This is a genomic window from uncultured Kordia sp. (genome assembly GCF_947489565.1).
Classification (GTDB): domain Bacteria; phylum Bacteroidota; class Bacteroidia; order Flavobacteriales; family Flavobacteriaceae; genus Kordia.
On record NZ_CANLEA010000026.1, the window covers coordinates 1 to 22,718 of the forward strand.

At 33.2% G+C, this 22,718-nt stretch carries 26 protein-coding genes; 9 read left to right on the forward strand and 17 right to left on the reverse strand.

What is annotated here, in order from left to right; genetic code table 11:
- Positions 1–888 precede the first annotated feature (888 nt).
- The 5 genes from aat to Q0845_RS24475 all read right to left on the reverse strand — a co-directional run bounded on the left by aat (position 889) and on the right by Q0845_RS24475 (position 5,573).
- Complete coding sequence (aat, locus tag Q0845_RS24455; protein WP_298519533.1) at positions 889–1,518, reverse strand: leucyl/phenylalanyl-tRNA--protein transferase; 630 nt, start codon at positions 1,516–1,518, stop codon at positions 889–891.
- 191 nt (positions 1,519–1,709) lie between these two features.
- Complete coding sequence (locus Q0845_RS24460) at positions 1,710–3,101, reverse strand: TIGR00366 family protein (protein WP_298519536.1); 1,392 nt, start codon at positions 3,099–3,101, stop codon at positions 1,710–1,712.
- Positions 3,102–3,476: 375 nt separating this feature from the next.
- A complete protein-coding gene (locus Q0845_RS24465) occupies positions 3,477–3,974 on the reverse strand; it encodes a hypothetical protein (protein WP_298519539.1) in 498 nt (165 codons plus the stop codon).
- Between the two features lie 352 nt (positions 3,975–4,326).
- A complete protein-coding gene (locus tag Q0845_RS24470) occupies positions 4,327–4,707 on the reverse strand; it encodes a DUF3127 domain-containing protein (protein WP_298519542.1) in 381 nt (126 codons plus the stop codon).
- 5 nt (positions 4,708–4,712) lie between these two features.
- Positions 4,713–5,573, reverse strand: coding sequence for a flavin reductase family protein (locus Q0845_RS24475; protein ID WP_298519546.1), 861 nt, complete (start codon positions 5,571–5,573; stop codon positions 4,713–4,715).
- Positions 5,574–5,767: 194 nt separating this feature from the next.
- Here Q0845_RS24475 and Q0845_RS24480 point away from each other — a divergent pair, with 194 nt between their 5' ends.
- A complete protein-coding gene (locus Q0845_RS24480) occupies positions 5,768–6,946 on the forward strand; it encodes a HAMP domain-containing sensor histidine kinase (RefSeq protein ID WP_298519549.1) in 1,179 nt (392 codons plus the stop codon).
- Between the two features lie 200 nt (positions 6,947–7,146).
- Here the strand turns inward: Q0845_RS24480 and Q0845_RS24485 are convergent, their stop codons facing one another.
- The gene (locus Q0845_RS24485; RefSeq protein WP_298519552.1) at positions 7,147–7,536 is read right to left on the reverse strand and encodes an HIT family protein; all 390 of its coding nucleotides are present in this window, start codon (positions 7,534–7,536) and stop codon (positions 7,147–7,149) included.
- A gap of 113 nt (positions 7,537–7,649) precedes the next feature.
- Complete coding sequence (gene greA / locus Q0845_RS24490) at positions 7,650–8,126, reverse strand: transcription elongation factor GreA (protein WP_298519555.1); 477 nt, start codon at positions 8,124–8,126, stop codon at positions 7,650–7,652.
- A gap of 198 nt (positions 8,127–8,324) precedes the next feature.
- Here greA and Q0845_RS24495 point away from each other — a divergent pair, with 198 nt between their 5' ends.
- Entirely contained in the window at positions 8,325–8,768 is a 444-nt protein-coding gene (locus Q0845_RS24495) for a hypothetical protein (protein ID WP_298519557.1), read from the forward strand.
- Position 8,769: 1 nt separating this feature from the next.
- Complete coding sequence (locus Q0845_RS24500) at positions 8,770–9,267, forward strand: hypothetical protein (RefSeq protein WP_298519559.1); 498 nt, start codon at positions 8,770–8,772, stop codon at positions 9,265–9,267.
- Between the two features lie 58 nt (positions 9,268–9,325).
- Here Q0845_RS24500 and Q0845_RS24505 read toward each other — a convergent pair whose 3' ends face one another.
- The 3 genes from Q0845_RS24505 to Q0845_RS24515 form a co-directional block, all read right to left on the reverse strand.
- The gene (locus tag Q0845_RS24505) at positions 9,326–9,496 is read right to left on the reverse strand and encodes a hypothetical protein (RefSeq protein ID WP_298519562.1); all 171 of its coding nucleotides are present in this window, start codon (positions 9,494–9,496) and stop codon (positions 9,326–9,328) included.
- Between the two features lie 129 nt (positions 9,497–9,625).
- Entirely contained in the window at positions 9,626–9,856 is a 231-nt protein-coding gene (locus Q0845_RS24510; RefSeq protein WP_298519564.1) for a hypothetical protein, read from the reverse strand.
- Positions 9,857–10,030: 174 nt separating this feature from the next.
- A complete protein-coding gene (locus Q0845_RS24515) occupies positions 10,031–12,421 on the reverse strand; it encodes a TonB-dependent receptor (RefSeq protein ID WP_298519566.1) in 2,391 nt (796 codons plus the stop codon).
- A gap of 396 nt (positions 12,422–12,817) precedes the next feature.
- Between Q0845_RS24515 and Q0845_RS24520 the strand changes: the two genes are divergently transcribed.
- Entirely contained in the window at positions 12,818–13,045 is a 228-nt protein-coding gene (locus Q0845_RS24520) for a hypothetical protein (protein ID WP_298519569.1), read from the forward strand.
- A gap of 190 nt (positions 13,046–13,235) precedes the next feature.
- Positions 13,236–13,433 (forward strand): hypothetical protein, encoded by a 198-nt coding sequence (locus tag Q0845_RS24525; protein WP_298519572.1) that lies wholly within the window; start codon positions 13,236–13,238, stop codon positions 13,431–13,433.
- A gap of 88 nt (positions 13,434–13,521) precedes the next feature.
- Here Q0845_RS24525 and Q0845_RS24530 read toward each other — a convergent pair whose 3' ends face one another.
- The 6 genes from Q0845_RS24530 to Q0845_RS24555 all read right to left on the reverse strand — a co-directional run bounded on the left by Q0845_RS24530 (position 13,522) and on the right by Q0845_RS24555 (position 18,033).
- Entirely contained in the window at positions 13,522–15,069 is a 1,548-nt protein-coding gene (locus tag Q0845_RS24530; protein WP_298519575.1) for a DUF4301 family protein, read from the reverse strand.
- Positions 15,066–15,623, reverse strand: a complete 558-nt coding sequence (locus Q0845_RS24535) for an ATP-binding protein (protein WP_298519578.1) — start codon at positions 15,621–15,623, stop codon at positions 15,066–15,068. Before Q0845_RS24535 ends, Q0845_RS24530 begins: the two co-directional genes overlap by 4 nt.
- Positions 15,575–16,282, reverse strand: a complete 708-nt coding sequence (gene pnuC / locus Q0845_RS24540) for a nicotinamide riboside transporter PnuC (RefSeq protein WP_298519581.1) — start codon at positions 16,280–16,282, stop codon at positions 15,575–15,577. The genes Q0845_RS24535 and pnuC overlap by 49 nt, the downstream gene beginning before the upstream one ends.
- Entirely contained in the window at positions 16,266–16,526 is a 261-nt protein-coding gene (locus Q0845_RS24545; RefSeq protein WP_298519583.1) for a hypothetical protein, read from the reverse strand. The genes pnuC and Q0845_RS24545 overlap by 17 nt, the downstream gene beginning before the upstream one ends.
- 135 nt (positions 16,527–16,661) lie before the next feature.
- Entirely contained in the window at positions 16,662–17,387 is a 726-nt protein-coding gene (locus tag Q0845_RS24550; RefSeq protein WP_298519586.1) for a geranylgeranylglyceryl/heptaprenylglyceryl phosphate synthase, read from the reverse strand.
- A gap of 7 nt (positions 17,388–17,394) precedes the next feature.
- The gene (locus tag Q0845_RS24555; RefSeq protein WP_298519589.1) at positions 17,395–18,033 is read right to left on the reverse strand and encodes a 4'-phosphopantetheinyl transferase superfamily protein; all 639 of its coding nucleotides are present in this window, start codon (positions 18,031–18,033) and stop codon (positions 17,395–17,397) included.
- Positions 18,034–18,170: 137 nt separating this feature from the next.
- Here Q0845_RS24555 and ahcY point away from each other — a divergent pair, with 137 nt between their 5' ends.
- From ahcY to Q0845_RS24575, 4 genes are all read left to right on the forward strand, one after another.
- Entirely contained in the window at positions 18,171–19,487 is a 1,317-nt protein-coding gene (gene ahcY, locus Q0845_RS24560; protein ID WP_298519592.1) for an adenosylhomocysteinase, read from the forward strand.
- Positions 19,488–19,625: 138 nt separating this feature from the next.
- The gene (locus Q0845_RS24565; protein ID WP_298519595.1) at positions 19,626–21,311 is read left to right on the forward strand and encodes a helix-turn-helix domain-containing protein; all 1,686 of its coding nucleotides are present in this window, start codon (positions 19,626–19,628) and stop codon (positions 21,309–21,311) included.
- A 75-nt stretch (positions 21,312–21,386) separates the two neighbouring features.
- On the forward strand, positions 21,387–21,614 hold the full coding sequence (locus Q0845_RS24570; RefSeq protein ID WP_298519598.1) for a hypothetical protein: 228 nt from the start codon (positions 21,387–21,389) through the stop codon (positions 21,612–21,614).
- Positions 21,615–21,720: 106 nt separating this feature from the next.
- The gene (locus Q0845_RS24575; RefSeq protein WP_298519601.1) at positions 21,721–21,894 is read left to right on the forward strand and encodes a hypothetical protein; all 174 of its coding nucleotides are present in this window, start codon (positions 21,721–21,723) and stop codon (positions 21,892–21,894) included.
- Between the two features lie 65 nt (positions 21,895–21,959).
- Here Q0845_RS24575 and Q0845_RS24580 read toward each other — a convergent pair whose 3' ends face one another.
- Positions 21,960–22,715: a LytTR family DNA-binding domain-containing protein gene (locus Q0845_RS24580; protein ID WP_298519604.1), complete on the reverse strand. Its 756-nt coding sequence runs from the start codon at positions 22,713–22,715 to the stop codon at positions 21,960–21,962.
- Between the last annotated feature and the right edge of the window lie 3 nt (positions 22,716–22,718).

The following is a 22,718-nucleotide window of genomic DNA, read 5'->3' on the forward strand; positions in this document are numbered from 1 at the left end:
TGTATCGAGAAGTACTTCTAAATTAGTAGTTGCGTTGGTGATATCAGAGTAGATCTCGATACAGAATTCTTCCAGAACTCCACTCGATCTGACGCGATATGCTTCTAATTAATTTTAATTCTGATTCAGAAGACTTCAATCAAGATCTCCAGAAATTTTATTCATTCTTACTTCTGTGATATTGCAGTTGTAGTTTGTAACTTTTCTTTATTTAATCACACATATATAGTATGAAAAAAATTTATTTTCTTATTTGACTCATTATTTTTGTTGTACTAATACGTGTTTACAGAAGTACAAGCATTGAGATTGTTGTATATCTTCAAAAATTCGAAATTATACATATGAGTTATGACCGTATGTATTCTTTAGCTACTTTAATTAGTGTACTGTTATCGTTATTAACTTCACTATTCGTTTATTATCTTATTACTTCTTTTATCAAAATATTTAGCAATGAAGAAGCTGAATTTTAAACGATTCTAAGTGTATTCATTTTAAACGTCACTTCGAGTCTTTTTTTGATATTGAAACTCTAGTTTGTAACTTTTTATCATTACACAATACAGATATTATATGACACATTTCTTTCCGCTTATTTGACTAATTATTTTTTTAATTCTTGTAATTATATACACGCGTACAAGTAGCAAAACTATTGTTTATAGAGAATTCCATTTAAGAATTGACATTCATATGATGAAATGGTTCCTTATTATTCTTAGTATTTTTTTGGTTATCGTGATAATACTATTGATTGAATATTGTATCGAAAAGTTTACTACTAAAGAATCTTAATTGTCATTCCTGCGAAGGCGGGAATCCATCTAGTTTCAAATTGGATTCCGCAATAAATGCGGAATGACAATGTAATACTAAACATGAAGTTTACAAATACGACAAAAACACTTCTCTAGGGACTTCATACGCACCTAAACTTGCCAAATGGTTGGTATGCATCTGACAATCGATGATTTGACAACCATTGTCTTTTAATCGTTGCACCAAATGAATAAAACCAAATTTGCTCGCATTACTTTCAAAAGCAAACATACTTTCACCACAAAAAACATGTCCTAAATTCACGCCGTATACACCGCCAACCAACATATGATCGCGCCACACTTCTACGGAAGTGATATGTCCCATTTTATACAATTCAATATACGCTTCCTCCATTTCGGTTGTAATCCAAGTATCCTCTTGTCCAGGACGATGAATGAGTGCACAAGCACGAATTACCTGTTCAAAAGCAGTATTATACGTTACAGAGAACGTTTCTCGTCGCAACAATTGCTTCATGCTTTTAGAGATTTTTAAATCCTCTGGAAACAATACCATTCGTGGATCGGGCGACCACCAAACAATAGGTTCGTCTTCGCTGTACCAAGGGAAAATTCCGCTTTGATATGCCAATAATAATCGCGCTGGTTTCAAATCGCCACCAATGGCCAAAATACCTTCTGGTAAGGTTTCTGAAACTGGAGGAAACACGATATCTTCTGTTAAAAAGTACATTTAATTGTTGTTTTCTGAGGATTCATGCGAGAAAAGAAATAGTAATTCTTTGATTTTTAGTATTTTTTCGCCAAATTTGTATTTAGTCTAAATACGTCTAAACGTTTATTTTTCATCATTGCTTTTTGAATTAGTGTATGAAGACTAAAGCCTAAAACCACAATATTAAGTCCCGTTTTTCGGGACTTTTTTTATAGCAATAGCAAGCCTAAAACATATACTAAGATACCAACCAACATTAAAATGATGGTATACGGTAGTATTTCTTTTGCTTTTAATCGTGTAATACCTAATAATGGCAATGCCCAAAATGGCTGCAACATATTTGTGATTTGATCTCCATAGGATAAAGCCATCACTGCTTTTTGCAACGGAACACCTAATTCTATAGCAGATTGGACGACGATTGGACCTTGCATTGCCCATTGTCCACCACCACTTGGCACAAATATATTGACCAATCCTGCACTAAAAAATGTGTAAATTGGCAAGGTAGTTTCATTGGCAACTGCAACAAAACTATCTGAGATCATTCCGACCATTCCTGAACTTTTCATGATTCCCATGATTCCGAAATACAATGGAAATTGAATTAATATTCCCGAAGTTCCTTTAATGGCTTCTTCTACTGCATTGAGGAAGCTTTTGAAATTTCCATGCAATACAATTGCCAAACCTAACATGAAAAAATTAAGCATGTTTGGCGAAATTTTTATTGCGGATAGTGAACTTAAGTTTTTTGCATATTGAATAAAAAATACGATCAAAAGTAATATTCCAAAAGCAATGGCAAATACTGAAGAATGATCTAATTTATCAGCTCCTTCTATATCCTGTTTTTCTTTTTTGTTGAATTGATATTTTGGCAGATTCAATTTTGTAGGTACTGCTTTTTTAGAAAGTAGCGTTAATGTCAAAGGAATCAGCACGAGTAAAATTCCAAATAAAAGTAAATTCCACCAACTAAAAATAGTACTGCTTGACGTGATGACTTCTGGAATTTCACCAAACTGATCTACTGATAATACACCATTCATCATTTCATGCAAATGTCCTTGTTCTGCCACTTTTGAAGGTGCCGAACCACTAATTCCGCCATGCCAAATCATGAGTCCAACATATCCTGCTGCACCCACCAATGGATAATTGATCGGAATTCCATTTTCCTGTGCATGTTCGCCCACTTTTCTAGCTAGAATGGCACCAAATATCAAACCCAATCCCCAATTAAAAAATGCTACAATCATCGTAGTCACACTCACTAGCACAACCGCATTTGTTGTATTCGTGACCGATTTTGTCAGCATAACAATCAGCGAATTCATAGGTTTACTCAGCACCAATACGTGTCCGAGTACGAGAATCAGCATCATTTGATAGGCGAATACTAGCAAGCCTGAATTCCAAATTCCATCTTCCCAAAACGACAATACCTGTACTAGATGATCAAAAGTACTAGCACTTTCAGGTCTTGTAAAAAATGTTGCCAAAACAATGGTAAGTAGTGTCAATAATACCGCAATCGTAAACGGCGACGGTAAATACTTCTTAAAAATAGTTTCGATGGCTTTGGTAATGCGCATGGTTGATTTTTGTGTGAATTTACGAAAAATTTAGACCGCTTCGCTGTTAGACTTGTTCCTGCGGAGGCAGGAATCGCTTAGACGCGCTTCCACTTTTAGATTGTTAGACTTCTTTGATTCGTCATTGCGAGGAAGTATGACGAAGTAATCTGTTTGTAGTTATACTCAAATTCTTTTTTGAAACGAACAGATTGGCACAAGTTTTTTTAAAACTTTCGCGAGGACGTTTCTAAAGTTTAAAAAAGAAATTTACTATATCTTATCCAAAACATTTTTATATTCAAAAAATCATTTTCCTGAGTGGAGTTAATCGTTTTTCATCATCAACAGGATTTACACATAATCCAATTTTATAAAATGGAATTATAATTCTCGTTAAACCTTCCAATAGTTAAATGCAATGAAAGTAATTCCTAAAATGAAAGAAATAATAAATAGTAAAGGTATTACTATAGCTATATATTGATTAACATTACCTATGTTCCTTCTTTTACCTTCTAATTCTTTTTTGATAATCGGAAATACATGATTATCTCCTAGCTTATATAAAATTTTTAAGTTTATCATTAGCTTAGTATATACCCTGTAAATTGTAATACTTATTAATATTGTTATTACTAATCCTAAAATTAAAATGATTAATTTATTTTCTTTTCCTTCTATAGTTGCGAAAGCTGTAATAAATAAAGAGTAAATTACAATTAGAAAATTAAATCTATTAGCAAGTAAAGTTTCGATAAACTCTCTTTCTGTATAAAATGTCCAATCTGTATTTTTAAATTGAAATTCGTACGCATTTTTAATTTTTTCATTTGATAAATTATCTAAATCGTGTTTTGATTTTTTATCGGCATTAAGATTATTGTTTTCCATTATATTAAGATAGATATTTGTTTAAAAATGTAGTAAAAAATAACAAATTAACACTATTACATTCTTAGCGATATTTGCCAAACAATTACTAATTTACTTAAATTCATGCTACTCTTTTCTTCTAATTGATTCAAATCAATTAAAGCATACTCTTCTGTAGTTTTTAAAACCCTGTTGTTGAAATTTGGGTAGTTTCTACTGTCTTTCTTTCATGTTCATTATTAAGAGTTTTTTTGTAATAATAATCAATAACCATAAGTTATTATTACGGTAAACCGTAACCTAAATTTATTGAAACAAAAAAACCTCATAACATTCAGCTATGAGGTTTTTTATAATTATTTCTAATTCCTTAAAAAGGCAAATCGTCGTGATCTTCTTCTTTGAAATCGTTTACGGGTTCAAATGCGTCTGCTGGTGGCACTGGTGGCATTCCTGCTGGCGCTTGTCCTTGTGGTTGTTCACTTTCAATTCTCCATCCTTGGATTGAGTTGAAATATTTTGTTTCTCCTTGCGGATTTACCCATTCTCTACCACGTAAGTTGATACTGATTTTTACAGGTTGTCCTACTTGGAAATTATTTAATAAGTCCACTTTATCTTGTACAAATTCCACCATAATGTGTTGTGGATATTGCTCTTCTGTTGTTACGACAATTTCACGCTTTCTAAATCCGTTGTTTCCAAACGTTTGCGTTTGCCCGATCATTTTTACTTTTCCCTGTACTTCCATGTTATTTATTTTGCTAATAAGATTTTCCAAGCAGTTTGCACATCTCCTTTGGCAAGAAACGCTTGTGCTGCTTTGTGATTTGTTTCTAATATATCTGAAATCGTAATTTCAGTGGTTTGTTTAAATTCTTGTATTTCTGCTTCGGTTGGTAGTTTTTCTACATTTCCTAAGATTCCCAAATCATTTCCTGTCAAAACGGTACTTGTACGAATGTCTTCCGGGATTTGATCTACGCCAATACCCAACGTACTAATTGGTTTTGGAATTTCAAAGAAGCCATCGCGCGCTCTGCTGTAAAAGCTTCCTCCTGCTCTGGCAACCAAATCAATTTTGTAATGATCAATCGTTCCGCGATCATTCAACACGTCTTCATTGATATGTAATTTGACTACTTCACAAATGATTAAGTTTCCTGCGCCACCTTCATTTCCTAAAGAAACAACTTCCTTCACTTTACATTCAAATTGCGCAGGCGATTCTGCCACACGAAATGGTTTTACTTTTTCAGAAGGCAACATTGTCAATCCTGCTTTTTCAAACTCATTCACGCCAGCAGCATATTCTGTACTACTTAACGACATTTGTTGTACAATGGCATGATTTACTACATTAATCACCACTTCTTTTGTGGCTAATGCATTTTCAAGTGTGTGCTTTGTAGTGTTGTTTCGAACTCTTCGCGCAGGCGAAAAAATCATGATTGGCGGATTGGCACTAAATACATTAAAAAAGCTATATGGCGATAAGTTAGGATTTCCCTCAGCATCTATTGTACTTGCAAAAGCTATTGGTCTTGGTGCTACAGCACCTAACAAATATCCGTGAAGTTTAGCCGTTGGAATTTCTTTTGGATCTATTGATAGCATTCGAATGTTTTTAGTCTGGCAAAATTAATGCAAAAAAGCGGAGCATACAATAATAGTTATCAACGCAAAAGCCGTGTTTTTAACATCTAAATTTCTATTTGGTGAGTTTTCTATTTTGTTGAGCTTCAAAAGTTCAACACAATCACAATAAAACTCCTGCTTTTCGTTTATATTAGTGGATTCAAAGTATTTGTATGATTATAAAAAATAGACCTGTTCTTATTCGTTGGATATTGATTCTGACTTCTTTTGCCATTGTTTCAGGAATTTTATGGAATACCTATATTTTCTTTCAAGAATTTAAAAAGGATGAACGTGCTAAAATGGAGATTTGGGCTGCAGCACAGTCAGAAATAAATTTAAATATTGATTTGAACGAAGATATTGGGAATTTACCTTTAGATATTATCACTAAAGCGCAAGAGTATACAAATCCTATGATCAAGAAAACTATCAAGGATGAAATTGAAGTTTTAAATATTGAAGAATCTAAAATTCAAGATACCTTATATATAAACAGGAAAATTAGACAATTTTCCAGAGAGAATAATCCAATAGACATTACTTATTTCGATACTATTTCAAAGAAGCAAGAGAGAGTTGCTACGCTATATTATGGGAATTCAGAAGCTTTAAACAAACTCAAATATTATCCGCTTGCCCTTTTATTAATTATTGTGTTGTTTGCAGGTGTTGCTTATTTCTTTTTTAGTGCTTCTAAAGCATCCGAACAGAATAAATTATGGGCAGGAATGGCCAAAGAAACTGCGCATCAAATTGGAACGCCACTTTCGTCTTTGGTTGGTTGGACCGAAATTTTAAAGACCGAAGCTGTCGATCCTGACTACATTAAAGAGATAGAAAAAGATATTGATCGTTTACAAACCATTACAGAACGTTTTTCTAAGATTGGTTCTATTCCAAAATTAGAACGTTTAGATATTGTAAAAGAAACTAAAGATTCTTACGATTATTTGCTTTCGCGAACTTCTAAACTGGTTAACTTTACTTTTGAAGCACCCGAAACGCCTATTTTTAGTGACATTAATGCGCAATTGTATAGCTGGACGATTGAGAATATGGTAAAAAATGCTATTGATGCTATGAAGGGAAAAGGCGATTTGAAACTCGAAATTATTGCTGCAGATGCTTTTGTAAAAGTGCTCATTACCGATAACGGAAAGGGAATTCCAAAACGAAATTTTAAGAAGGTTTTCCAACCTGGATTTACAAGTAAAAAACGTGGTTGGGGATTAGGATTATCGCTTGCTAAACGTATTGTTGAGAATTATCATAGCGGAAAAATCAAAGTATTAAAATCTGAACTTGGCAAAGGAACTACGATGCAGATTTCTTTGAAAACGGTTGGGTAGATTTGTTAGACTCGTTATTACTCTTAGACTTGCGTTGCTTTTTAGATTTTTAGATGCGCGTTGCTTTTAGACTTCTTTGACTCGTCATTACGAGGAAGCATGACGAAGTAATCTGTTTATAATCATATTCAAAATAATTTTTGAAACAAACAGGTTTTTTATAAAACTTCCACAAAGACGTTTTTGAATAAAAATAATAGTTACAATTCCGCTTGAATTTTAGCTGCAACCGCTTTAAAATCTTCTGGTGTTAGTTGTTGACTGTTTCTGAAATTCATACTATCCATTCCATGCAACGGAATTAAATGTACATGTGTATGTGGCACTTCCAATCCGATCACAGTAATTCCTACACGCAAACAAGGAATTGCTTTTTCAATGGCCATTCCAACTTTTCTGGAGAATTGCATTAATCCCATATAGGTTTCTTCAGGAAGATCGAAAATTTTATCAACCTCAAGTTTTGGAATACACAATGTGTGACCAACTGCATTTGGGTTGATATCTAAAAAAGCATAGTAGTTTTCATCTTCTGCTATTTTATAAGAAGGAATTTCTCCATTCACTATTTTGGTAAAAATCGAAGCCATGTAAAGAAGTTTGTATGGTTGGTAAGATAAAAAAGTTCTTGCGTATTTATATAGAAAAATCCTTTTTTAACAAGTAAGAAAGGATTTTAATGTATCATTATTTTCTTGAAATATTAGCTACGTGTAATTTCTAAGACTTCAAATTTCATAATTCCGTTTGGTACTTGCACATCTGCAATTTCACCAACAGATTTTCCAAGCAATCCTTTTCCAATAGGAGAAGTTACTGAAATTTTCCCTGCTGCTAAATCTGCTTCACTTTCCGCTACCAATGTATAGGTCATTTCCATACCATTGACAGTATTTTTGATACGTACTGTAGATAACACTAACACTTTAGAAGTATCTAATTGACTTTCATCAATAATTCTTGCTGTAGATAAAACTGTTTCCATTTTTGAGATACGCATTTCTAACAATCCTTGTGCTTCTTTCGCTGCATCATACTCTGCATTCTCACTCAAATCTCCTTTATCTCTAGCTTCTGCAATTGCTTGAGATGCTTTTGGTCGTTCTATATTTTTTAAGTGCTCTAATTCGTCTCTTAACTTTTTTAGTCCTTCTGCTGTATAATAAGATACTTTACTCATAATTTCTTCGTTTTCTATATGTTCATAGATTTTGTTTTGCTTAACACACACAGATAACATGTATTAGTATAACGCAAAAAAATCCCATCAGAACGGGATTTGTTATACAAATATAAGAAAATATTTAAAGTGCTTGTCTATGTTCGTTTTTAAAAAAATGATTTGCGTAAATTGCAGAACTTATTAAATTTTAAATAAATGAAACGTTTTTTGATCGTATGTTGTGCTGTTGCATGTTTGTTATCATGTAAATCAGATGATGATGGAATAAATAATAATCCTTTTATACCAAATGCTTTGGTGCAATTTCAGATAAATCTGAATTTACCACAATTTGACAATTTGCGTTTTGCTGGCGGATCTACTTATATTTCGAATGGCGGTGGCGTTCGTGGATTTTTTGTGTTCAATTTATCTGGTGATCAATTTTTTGCTTGGGAAGCAAGTTGTCCAAATCATGCGCCAAGCAATTGCTCTACAATGGACATTCAAGGTGTATTGGCAACCTGTTCATGCGAAGATTATGAATATAGTTTAGCGAATGGACAATTGTTAAATCCTGTAGAAGGAATGGACAGTTATCCGATGGTTAATTACCGTGCAACAAAATCTGGTGATGTAATTACAGTTTCTAATAACTAAGATGAAACGTTATTTCCTGCTTTTTTTAATTCTTCCAATGCTGGTGTTTTCACAAAGAAAGTACGACGTTATTGATAGTATTCACTCCAAAAGAATATGTATTGATTACCCTGGATTGGCTGAAATACCTTCCATTATTGAAGAATTTCAAAAATCAAAGTATGTATTTACAGGAAAAGTAATTGAAATTATCCGCAAAGAATCTATAAAAAAAATAGACTTTCAACCTGTACAAAATTATTGGTATGTAATAGAAGTTACAGAACAATTTAAAGGAAAACCTCAAAAAAAGATTGAAGTCTATTCTAGGATGTTTAGCGGTGTTTCCCCTTTTCTTATGATAGGTAAAGAGTATTTAATTTATGCCAGATACATGCGAAAACAAACCCAAAAATTTTTTAAAAAACCTCAATACTTATTTTTTTACTGTGATGCCATTTCCAAGCACGTTAAAGATGCTTCAGAAGATATTAAGCTCTTGCGAAAGCTAAAAAAGTGACCCTCTTACAGTCACTTTTTTAATTTGTATCTACATTATAGTTCTGCATATTTTCATTTTATCCATCACAATCATCGTCCATATTATTACAACTGTCATTTGGTGTTCTCCCCGCACGTCCTGCATTACGAGCTGTTCTGTAGGTATCAGAAGCTCCGCCATTGATAAAATTCATTCTACTTACGGTCATTTTTAGGAGTGCAAACTTGCTTAAATTTGATTTTTTCATAATGATATTGTTTTGTTAATATGAAAACGAAATACGGCATTTTAGAGAAGTGAAAAAAGAGAAGTTAGTGCGTTTTTATAAAACATCAGACCTAAAAAAAGCGACTCTTTCAAGTCGCTTTCTTTTTACTTATCTTTTACAGGCAACATTCCAAGACTCACAATCTCTTGTATGGTCACAAGTATCTGTAGGGCAATCGCAAGTTCCATATACCGCAGAACAAAATAATTTACTAGCTAAAGCTATTGTACCAATTACGCATCCTGCCATCGTGTCTCCTCCTTTTACATATTCTGGATTTTGAATTTTAGAAATTTTCTTTTTATTGAGTTCCAGATTTTTAAGCGTCTTCTTTTTCATAATAATCTATGTTTTTTATGTTTAATTACTCAAAAATCAAATAAATATCACACACCTACAATGCACATTTCAAATTCGTTAGACCTCATTTCATAAGTGTATATATGAAACCAACAATACTAAAAAAAGCGACTCTCTCAAGTCGCTTTTTAATATGGTAATGGTTGATGTTTCCTAGAATTTCAAAGTCATTCCAACTAAGAAGTTTCTAGTGGCTTGCGGATAGAATCCTGCGCCTTCAATGGTTGTGGTTGTTCCAGGGTTTGTCCATGTATCATCAAACGTAAAGAAATATCCGTTTGAGACGTATTCTACCCCAAAAATATTATTCACTAATCCTGTAAAAGTGATTGATTCAAAGATTGAATTTACTTTGATTTCATAGTTCAAGTTCAAATCATTGATAAAGTAGCTATCTAATTTTGAAACTTCCGAATCAATATTCCCCATATACTGCTCTCCTACGTATTTAGACAATAAGGATACTTGAAAACTACGAGATGGTGCATAACTCATGATATTTCCTGCAATGAAATTTGGAGAAAAAGAGATGTTCGTATTTCCTAAATCTACCAAGTTTCCATCTCTTGAAGTGATGAAATCTACATTTTTGTTAGCACTAATTGCCACATTTGGACGTATTGTAAATTGATCACTTAATTTTAAAGTTGCATCAATTTCCAATCCTAAACGGTAACTTTTTCCACTGTTTGTACGCAATGGCGTTCCTGTATCATCTATTGCTCCTGTTAATACCAATTGATCGTTGTATAACATATAATACGCATTTGTATTTACAGTGAAGTTTTCTCCGTTCCAACGCCAACCTAATTCGAAATCATCTAATTGTTCTGCCTTTACATTGTTGTTGTTTTCAAAATCACTTCTATTTGGTTCTCTATTCGCTCTTGCATAAGAGAAGTATAGACTGTTGTTATCATTCACTCTATAGTTAATACCTGCTTTTGGATTAAAGAATGTGAAATCTTCATCAATATTAAAAGGTACTAAATCTGAGTTGATTCCATTCGTTTTATAGTTTACTGTACGTAATTGTAAATCTCCAAAAAGACTTACTTTATCATTTACGCGAATGGTCGCTTTGGTAAAGAAACTTAATTCATTTTTCTTTCCTGTCCCATCATAATAACGATCTCTAATTTCGCTATCACTTGCAAAACGTGCCCAAATTACTTCTCCAAAATGATCTCCTTCGTAGATTCCTAAAAAGGCACCAAAGTCCATATCTAAATTGTTCTTTCTGTAGTTTGCATTTGCATTGATCACATAAAAATCATTGTCTAACCAACGTCTGCGGATTAAATCTGTTTCATTGATGGTGGTTCCATCAATCACAATTTCTTGAAAACCATATTCAGCAAAAGGTTCGTCTTCTTTGTATTGTTCAAAAAATCCTCGTCCTTGTGTGTAGTTTAAGCCAAGATTTGTACTCCAGTTTTCTGAAATCTTTTCATTCCAGTGAAATTGATAGTGATCTTGTCGGTAGTTGTCTACTTCATTATCATGAAAACGAACATTTCCGTTTTCATCTGTAAATTGTCCTGAAGGATTGAAGGTACGATTGGTTTCTAGTGTTTGTCTGTCAATTCCGTTCCAAGCTTGATAGGTAATTTCATGTCCACCAAACGCCAAGGCTTTTATTAAAGTAGTTTCTGTTACATACGAACCTTGTAAAAAGTAGGCACTTAAGTCAGAACTCGCGCGATCAATATATCCATCTGATTTTATTTTTGACAAACGACCTGCCAATTCAAAGTTATTTGCCAATTTTCCTGTACTGAATTTTACAGTATGTTTTCTGGTGTTGAAGCTTCCAAATGAATTTGAAATTTCTCCGTTTGCTTCTTCCGAAACTGCATCTGTTAGTAAACTTAAACTTGCTCCAAAAGCTCCAGAACCATTTGTAGAAGTTCCAACTCCACGTTGCAACTGAATACTTTCTGTAGAAGAAGCTAAATCAGGCATGTTTACCCAAAAAGTTCCTTGACTTTCTGAATCATTGTATGGAATTCCATTAATCGTTACGTTTACACGTGTTGCATCGCTACCACGCACACGAATTCCTGTGTATCCAACACCAGCACCAGCGTCAGAAGTTGTTACTACAGAAGGCATGAAGTTCATTAAAATAGGTACATCTTGTCCTAAGTTACGTTCTGCAATTTCTTCTTTTTCTAAGTTTGAATGCGTAATTGGTGAATCAGCATTTACACGAACCGCTGAAATTAATACTGCATCTAAAGCTTCTTGCGAACTCGATAAAGTAAAGTTGAGCGTTGTGTTTCCGGTAATTGCCACATTTTTAGTGACCGATTTCATTCCTACAAAAGAACAAACAATTTCAACATCTCCTTGAGAAACGCTCAAAGCATATTTCCCTTCGGAATCGGTTGTTGTTCCAATAGAAGCTCCTTTTAATACTACGGTAGCTCCTAATAATGGTGTTCCTTTTTCATCAGAAACAGTTCCTGATAGTTTGAAATTTTGCGCCTGCATACTGACTGATAGTACGAAAAGGCATAAAAAAGCGAATAAATTCTTCATATTCGTAATACGTTTTGTTACGAATAAAAGGGGTAATTATTCTAGTTAAAAAATTAAATATATGATGTTGACAGACTATGACTGCCGGCATACCAAATCTTATATTTATAAGAATTTGGTCCTCCCTTGGCAGCATTACCTGCCCAGGTTCATTGGGTATAATCTCAGCGTTTTGAACATGATTCAAATTGCACCCCTTTGAGATGCGGCAAAAATACACTAGTTTTTTTAAATTCCATAAGGTTTTTTAAACAATTAGCATCTCGCTTTCACACAAAGTACTCTCTTACTTTTACAAAAGAAGTTAAACAGTTTTAGTACGAAAATTTAACATTTTTAATGTGAAAATAAACTGAAAATCAGTAACTTTAGTATCTAACCAAAAACTTTATAATCATGAAAAAACAAAATTTTAAAAAGAAGCTAAGCTTAAAAACTACGCGAATCTCAAGTTTATCAAATAGTAATACTGTTTACGGAGGAAATATTCCGGTGAGATTTACCGATAATCCTTGTATTATCTCTGATGTTGACAATTGCACAACAAAACAAACACAAGCGATTCGTTGTGGTCATACTATCGGAAATGGGCAAAACCCAGACGGAACTCCATGTACATTTTAATATATAGAGTCGTTTTTTAAAAGTATTTTTTAGTTGCATTGATAAAAGTTTTAAACCACTTATTATCAATGCAATTTCTTTTTTGAAAGGTATTGAATTCTTCCTTTAATTATCGAATCATGGCTTACTTCCTTTTTATAAGCAGTTGAAATGTAGTTGTTTTACAGTCATAACACAAAACTTGTTTATTATGAAAAAACAGAATTTAAACAGAAAATTGTCACTTAAGACTGCAAAGGTTTCAAAATTAGGAAACACTTCGGAAATTATTGGTGGAGCAACTACTTTATGTTCATCAGTATTTTTATGTGAAATTACTCAGTATCACCGTTGTGGACATACAATTGGAAACGGGCAAGATGAAAACGGAAATCCTTGTACGTACTAATTTTTAGGGCTTAGGGGAAAGTACTGCTGGGAATAATCGACTCATGACAACGATTGTTCTCGGCATGCTTTCATGTTTAAAAATCAATTTAAGTTACCTGATGTGTCGGTTTTAATAAGTCGTTTATGGTTTTTACAGGATTGAATGTTACCAAAGGAACCTCTACAAAAATGGTATTCCAAAATGCCATTCCTCCATTCCACAATCCTGGTAACTCTAAGGCTTTTATTTTTTTACCACTTTTTGATTTGGAAGCTATAAAGTATGATTTACGATCTACAAATCGCGTGAGATCGTACTTGTTTCCATGATAATCTTTGACACCACAAACAATATCTACAGGATTAAAATGCGTGGCTAGCTTTTGAATGCTTTGATGGTATTCATTCTTTTTATCTATTTGAGCAGATTCTACAATTTGCAAAGAAATAGAACCATTTTCATGCTTTACCCAAAATGGACCGCCACCAGGTTCACCTTCATTTTTTACCATGCCGCATACACGAATAGGTCTGTTTAATTTGTCAATGAGGTATTCTATTTGATATTTTTGCGAATATTTTTCAAACTCTTCACTGATTTGAATATTGAGTTCTGTGAATAGAAAGTTTAAAATGGTATTTAATTCTTCATCAGAAACGCCATTGTGCAACATTTCCATGAATTTGAATGCTTTTTGCTGCACGGAAATGAGTTTTCCTGCAAGAATTTTTTTGTAACGCGATATTTCTTCCGAATAGGTATTTACGACCACATTGTCTATGTTTTTGATGAAAATTAAATCTGCATCCATTGCATTTAAATTCTCAATCAAAGCGCCATGTCCGCCGGGTCTGAAGACCAAGTTCCCTTCGGCATCTAAAATTGGTCTGTTTTTTGGATCAACAGCCACGGTATCGGTTTCTTCTAATTGATAGGAATAGGATATTTCAAAATCGCAGCCTGTTTTCTCTTTTATGTTTGGAAGAATGTTACGTTCTGTCTCTTTAAATTTATCGTAATGATGTTTGGAAATTGTAAAGTGCAACTTTGCTTTTCCGTTTCTACATGCATAGTTTGCCGCTTCAAATAAATGTTCTTGAAATGGCGTAGAAAGGTGATTTTTATATTTGTGAAAAGGCAATAGTCCTTTTGGATAATTTCCATAATTCAATCCGGTTTCTGCTAATAAGGTATGTACAAAATCGCGGTTAAACTCGTCCGGTCTTTTAATTCGATCTAACGCTGTTTTATTCATGAGTTTTAAAACATCTTCATAGAAAGGAAATTTTTCCAATCCGATAAAGAATAACCGAACTTCTGGTTCTTTTTCTTTATTTATGTAGGAGTTGATTGAATCTTTTTGGGGATTGTAATTCTCCAAAAATTTGTACAAGAATTTAAACATTCGTGTTGCTGCTCCAGAAGCTGGCGTAAACTTGATAATTTCAAACCTTTGGTATTCGTCTTTATATGCTTTAATGTATGCTTCTTCTGTTGCTGCTGTTAGTTTTAAAATCCCTCGTTGTATACTGGCATGTTCTGTAATGTCTGTATACGGTATTTTTTTTTCAAATTTATCGAGTTGTTCTTCTACTTGAAGCAAAGTCAGTCCTTTTGCTTCTATTTGCTCTGTATGTTTTTTTGAGAAATTCAATGTATTCTTAGCAGTTTTTCTATTGTTGCAATGGCGGTTTGAAAACGTGTTTCCATATCTCCTTTTAGCAACAGGTAGGGTTGGTTATAGGTTTCTAAGGTCTGTTGAAATTCTAAAAAAGCCACTTCTCTTTTGTGAGGCAAATCGCGAATTCCATCAGCTTTCCAAGGCGTATCAATATAAGTTAAAAAATAGAAATTAGCCGTACTTTTTTCTACATATTTTTCTAGTGTTTTGCTTTTGAAGTCAGGATAATAGATTCGTGCATAGGTAAGCGTTTCTAAAATATCTGTATCGCAAATTAGCAGCGAAATTTTTTCAGATCTACACTCTAAACGCAATTGACCTTTAGCAATAGGAATTACATCTTCGGACGTTAGCGTTTCACCTTTTTGTTGCTTTTCTTCTGCATAGATACGCGCATATTCGGGCACATACGTTGCCTTATAGTGTGCCGCTAATTGTTTTGCAAGTGTCGTTTTTCCTGTAGATTCAGGACCAAACACTACGATTTTAAATCGGCTTCCGCTTTGTTCTTCAATATTTTTCTCCATGCGATATATCCAAAGATGGCTAAAATTAAGAAAACTGCAAATTGTATTGCTGTAAAACCATATCCTTTTACAAAATACAACGGAACAGATACGATATTTCCAAAAATCCAAAACATCCAATTCTCTATCTTTTTATTCGCCATCAGCCACATTCCTGAAAAGAAAATTCCTGTGGTAAATATGTCTAAGTATGGTGTAATTGTTCTTATTTCTTCGATAGATCCAAAGCTAGAAAATACCAAATCAATGGTTTCTGGAACATTTAAATGAATTTTTATATCGCCCGTTTGTATGTATACTACATAAGTAAACGCTGCCGTGAATAAAAAGATTCCTACTGTGATTAGTTTTTCTGTGAAATTAGTTCGTGAAATTTCGAGCTTTACCTCATCTCGAATTCGCGTCCACATATACCAACCATAAATACTCATGATAGAGTAATATATATTGATGGCAGTGTCACCATATAAACCTCCGTTGTAACATAAATAAATATAGATTATGGTACTTACGATTCCTGTAGGATAGACCCAAATTTTTTCTTGTTTGGCAAACCAAACACTGGCAATTCCAAAACATGCAGCGATGAATTCGAGCATAATCATAAACCATGAAACGTTTGCGTACGGTTCTGTTAAAAAATCAAAAAACTGGCTCATAGTTACTTCGGTCTGATTTTACAATTTTCATGGTTAGTAGAATGTTTTTTTCCTTTTCAAATGCTGTTTTCACTTCAGTGGTCAGTAGTTTCATGATTCCGTCATAATCACCATAAATTTGTGTGCTTAGCGGATTTTCTAAAACTGTATATTCAGAAGCTCTTAGTTTTTTGATGAAGTTGATAATGGGCGTTTCAAAATCATCTTGTAAAGGTGTTAAGGTGAGTTCTACTGATATGTTCATTTTTTAGGTGTTTGGTGTTTGGTGCTTCAAAGTACTTCTCGATACAATTTTCTATCGAAAATCATTCGAAGTGACGTTTACGGTTCTATTTTCAGGTTTTTCTTTGATTGTAATTTAAAATTCAACATTTATAATTTAACATTTCAATTCCAATAAAAATGCTTCATTTTCTTCAAAAGCAGTTCCGATAACAACCAAATCTGCACCAGCGTTATATGCTGCGTTGAGTTGACTTTTAGATCGGATTCCGCCACCAACAATCAATGGAATTTGCAGTTTGCTAGAAACTTTTTGTATGATTTCGGGTTTAACCGCTTTTTTCGCGCCACTTCCCGCTTCTAAATAAACTAATTGCTTTCCAGAAAATTGTCCTGCCAAGGCTGTATATAAAATTTCTTCGCTTTTATCTTGCGATATAGGTTTCGTTTCACTGACACGTTGTACAGCTGTTTCTACGCCACCATCAATTAAAATATATCCTGTAGGAATGATTTCTAAACTTGTATCCATCAATTTTTCTACAGATTGTACTTGTTGTTCTATTAAATACTTTGGATTTCGTCCAGAAAGCAAGGATAAAAATAAAATTCCGTCCGCAGCTTCTGTAATTTGCTCATGACTTCCGGGGAAAATCAACACGGGCAAATGTGTATGTTGTTTGATGGTTTGCACCACTATTTCCATCTTTTTTTCGGCATCTGTACTTCCTCCCACAAACACATGTGTGATGATCGCTGCATGTACTTTTTTGAAAAAATCGGGAATATGATCAATTTCAATCTTATCAGGATCAATCAATACTGCCAATAGTTTTTGATTGTCTTTTTTAGCTTGGATGATATGTTTGTACATCGTTTGCATGCTCTTCTTAACGATTTTCTTCTAGTGCATATACACAGGTAAAACCTTCAAATTCTAAAAAATCTAATGCATACGTTGCCGTATTTTTTCCGTAAAAAACGGTTCCTTTTGTATGAGAAGTTTCCATAGAAAAATCGTCAATATCAATATGTTTTAAAAAGCTGAGTCCTTTTTCGGCATACACTTTATAGATAGATTCTTTTCCGCCCCAAACAATCGTTAATTTACGCACCAATGCTTCATGATTGGCAATCGTTTTATACTCTTCTAAAGGCGTAAATTTATGTGCAATACGCAATATTTTATCACGCTGTTTTTCGATATCAATTCCTACTGGAATAGTATCGCTTACAATGATTGCTGAAAATTGAAAGGAATGTGTAATTGAAATGTGTTTTCCATCTTTTAAATGTGGCTTTCCTACTTCATCATAATACAAGTCAAAATCAGTATATCCAAACTCTGCTAAGAGATGACGTACACTTAAAAAACCACGTTGATGAATTTCAGAACGCATGCCATCTAATCGTTGTTGACAATGATTTGTGAGTTTTACAGTACTATTTAATGTTTCAAAAGACTCTTCTATCTTCCAAATCAGCACTTTAGTATGATTATTTACTGTTATAGTTTTGTAAAGAGCCATTATATTAAAAAGTTATTTAGTACCTTTGCACTCGCAAACTTTTGACATGCAAATAGTATGGTAAAGTTGTGCAGCGAATTTAAACATATTTTAGGTCACAAACCATAATTTATTCAAACTATAAAAAAAGAAAAAGTATGAGTACAAAATCAGTTCCTTACGTAGCACATAAAGTTAAAGATATTTCTTTAGCAGCATGGGGAAGAAAAGAGATCGAGTTAGCTGAAGCTGAAATGCCAGGACTTATGAGTCTTCGTGAAGAATATAAAGAAGAGCAACCATTAAAAGGTGCTAGAATTGCAGGTTGTTTACACATGACAATTCAAACTGCTGTTTTAATTGAGACTTTAAAAGCATTAGGAGCAGAAGTTACTTGGAGTTCATGTAACATCTTCTCTACACAAGATCAAGCTGCTGCCGCGATTGCTGAAGCTGGAATTCCAGTATACGCTTGGAAAGGAATGAACGAGGAAGAGTTTGACTGGTGTATTGAGCAAACATTATTCTTTGGAGAAGATCGTAAGCCTTTGAACATGATTTTAGATGATGGTGGAGATTTAACAAATATGGTTTTAGATCGTTACCCTGAATTAGTAGAAGGAATTAACGGATTGTCTGAAGAAACTACTACTGGAGTTCACAGATTATATGAAAGAGTAAAGAATGGTACTTTACCAATGCCAGCTATCAACATTAATGATTCTGTAACAAAGTCTAAATTTGACAACAAGTACGGATGTAGAGAAAGCGCAGTAGATGCTATTCGTAGAGCTACTGACGTAATGTTAGCTGGAAAAAGAGTTGTTGTTTGTGGATACGGAGATGTTGGAAAAGGAACTGCTGCTTCTTTTAAAGGTGCTGGAAGTATTGTAACAGTTACTGAAATTGATCCTATTTGTGCTTTACAAGCTGCAATGGACGGTTTTGAAGTGAAGAAATTAGAAACTGTTGTTGGAAATGCAGATGTTGTTATTACAACTACTGGAAACAAAGATATCGTTACTGGAAAGCATTTTGAAGCTATGAAAGACAAAACGATTGTTTGTAATATTGGACACTTTGACAACGAAATCGCAGTTGCTTGGTTAAATGACAACCACGGAAACACGAAAGTAGAAATTAAGCCACAAGTTGATAAGTATACGGTAAACGGAAAAGATATCATCTTATTAGCTGAAGGTCGTTTGGTAAACTTAGGATGTGCAACAGGTCACCCAAGTTTTGTAATGAGTAACTCATTTACAAACCAAACATTAGCACAAATCGAGCTTTGGAACAATATTGACAAGTACGAAAATGATGTATACATGTTACCAAAACACTTAGATGAGAAAGTAGCACGTTTACACTTAGCTAAAATTGGAGTAGAGTTAGAAGAACTTTCTACAGATCAAGCTGATTATATTGGTGTAAAGGTTGAAGGACCTTTTAAGCCAGAATACTACAGATACTAAGAATTAGTTCTAACACAATATATAAAAGCCTTTTATCGTTTGATAAAAGGCTTTCTTTTTTTCTTATCTTGAGAAACCAATAGTACAAGTTGACATTTAAGCAGCATAAGTTTTCCATCTTATTTAATCCATTACTCTATGAATTTTGGTTCCCGATTTGTTTTTATCTTTCTTTTCTGTTGCATAAAGAGTCTTACAGCTCAACAAATAGACTCCTTACGAACATTATCATATCAAGAATTAAAAAATCAACACAGAAATTTAGAATATACCAATCCTTCTGTAGCGCAAAAATATGCACAAGCACTTTTATTGAAAGCAAAACAAGAAGGAAACGATCTTGAAAAAAATATAGCATACTTACTCAATGCTTCTTCCGAGAATTATTTTGGAAACATGGAAGCTTCAATGCAGTATATTGATTCCTGTATTTCGTATGCCAAAACACAGAAAAATTCTCCCTTATACATTCGTGCCTTAAGTCAAAAAGGAAAAACGTATTACCGATTTGGAAAATATACAGAAGCCACTAAAAATTATTTAAAGTTTGATTCTATAGCAACAGCAACCGAAAATGTACGCTATTTAATTTATGCAAATCAAGGAATTGGTTCTGTTAAAAATATTATGGGCGATCATAAAGGTGCTGTAGAATTATTCCTGAAGAATAAAGAAATCATCGCTCCGATTGTAGAAGAGAAAAAATACCACACACAATATTTAAATACCTTGATAGCGCTTTCTTCTGCATATACTTATTTTGATGTAGATGCTGCCGCCAGTTATTTACCTGAACTCAAAAAGATAAGTACTGATGAAAATGATATGGACGCGTTAAGTTATTATTTTTCACTACAAGGAATTGTAAATTACAAAAGAAAGGAATATGACAAAGCATTGACGGTTTTTCAAAAAGCAGATAGCTTAGTCTCTCTATTAGGAACAAAAAGAAGTTTATATCCTATTTATCGCTTTCGCGGGAAAACATATTACGAACAACAAAAGTTTCCAGAAGCGATTGTCACTTTTGAAGCGATTAAAACTCTACAACAAGAAATTGAATTTGACGATTTTAAATACCGAGAAGTCCTTTCACTATTAGCCAATAGTTACGAACAAATTGATAGCACTAAAAAAGCATTGGAAAATTATCGTTTGGCGCATAATCTGTCTTATACAGATACCATTCAAGAAAGCATACGATATACCATTTTAAAGGAGTATGACAAAAAAACCTTGGAAGGAAAAATAGCATCTTTAGAAATTAAATCAACTCAAAAAGAACAGCAAAATACCTCCTTATGGTTTGTATCTGTCGGACTACTTTTAGCTTTGTTAATACTACTTTGGATTTACAAAAAACAACAGCACGACAATAAGAAGAAATTTGACGAGTTAGTCCAAAAATTAGCTGCAGAACCTGTTAAAACAGAAGCCACAGAATCATCTCAAAAATTTCAAATTTCGGACGAAAAGATTACCAAAATTTTAAACGGACTTCAAAAGTTCGAAAAATCGGAAGCGTTTTTACATCAAAACACAAGTTTGGTTACAGTCGCTAAAAAATTAAACACAAATACTACTTATTTGTCGCAAATCGTAAACGAACAAAAAGGAGTTACGTTTAAAAATTATATTACTGAATTACGTATTAATTATGTCCTACATAAATTGAAAAACGACAAGGTTTTAAGATCGTACAGTGTCAAAGCAATTGCCAAAGAATTAGGTTTTAAAAGTGAAGGTGCTTTTTCAAGAGCTTTCAAAAAACAAACAGGTATTTATCCTTCATTTTTTATCAAAAATCTAACATCTATTTCATAAAATGAATGCTTCTTTTTTTCGTTTGAGTCAAGCTATTATATATATTCGAAGAAAAACATTAACATTTATAACATTATGAAAAAACAAAAATTGACATTCGTTTCCCTTCAATTAAAAAAAGTAAATATTGCCAATTTAAATACGATTAAAGGAAGCGCAGACCACACAACATTGGAGCCAACTGAAAACTCAATTTGTTGTACAGATCCGTTAACTTGTCATCCAACCTTAACCACTAGACCTGATAGTTTTTTTGATTTTACAGATGGTCCAAGATGTAAAGAAACTAATCAAGCTGGATAAACTATTTGTTATACCTCTATTTTATAAAATGAATTTTACACGAGTTGTTTTCGCTAGAAATCCATTCTAATTTCATGATATTAATTAATTTTTCAAACATACTATTATGAAAAAACAAAATGTGAAAAACTTAACCTTGAGCAAGAACACAATTTCAAAATTAATGACTCTTCAACTAACAGGAGGAGCAAATCATGTATCTGGAGTTATGTGTTCTCAATCGTGTGACCTTATTGACAAGAATACTGTTTTAATTTGTGTAACAGAAGCACGAAAATAAAAAGGATAACAGTAAAAATCATTGCCAAAATGCAATCATTTTGGTAATGATTTTACACAGAAAATTTACATATCCAACCACTTTTTAAAATTGGTCGTACGTTCGCGAGAAACAATAATTTGTTCTTCTTTTGGTGAAGGATGTAATTTTAATAACAATCGACTGTTGAAGTAACTGTGAATTTCTTTGACCGCATTTACAGACACCATATATTTTCGGTTGATGCGAAAGAAATGAATCGGATCTAAAATTTCTTCCAATTGATCAATAGTATATTCAATTGGACATTTTTGTCCGTTTTTTGTATGAAGAAAAATAACACCTTCATCTGCCATAAAATAGGCAATATCTTCTACTTTATAGGTTTTAAATTGATTGCCTACTTTCACCATAAAACGACGTTTGTATTCTTTTTTGAATAAATGACGAAGCGTATCAATATCTGCTGTGTTTTGCTGTCGACTATCTACTGTTTCTGTATACTTATTGAGTGCTTTTTTAAGTTCCGCTTTATCAATAGGTTTTAGCAAATAATCCAATCCGTTGTACTTAAAACCACGAATGGCATATTCGTTATACGCGGTAGTAAATATAATTGGCGGATGTTTTTCAAGTCGATCTATAATATCAAATCCATAGCCATCATTCAATTGAATGTCTAAAAAAATTAAATCGGGCAAGTCATTTCCTTGAAACCATTTATGTCCGCTTTCTACGGAAGAAAGTTGCGCCAAAATCTCACAATCAGGCGCCAACTCTTCAATGAGATTTCGCAATCTTCTGGAAGCTATATCTTCGTCTTCTATAATTAAAGCTTTCATAAA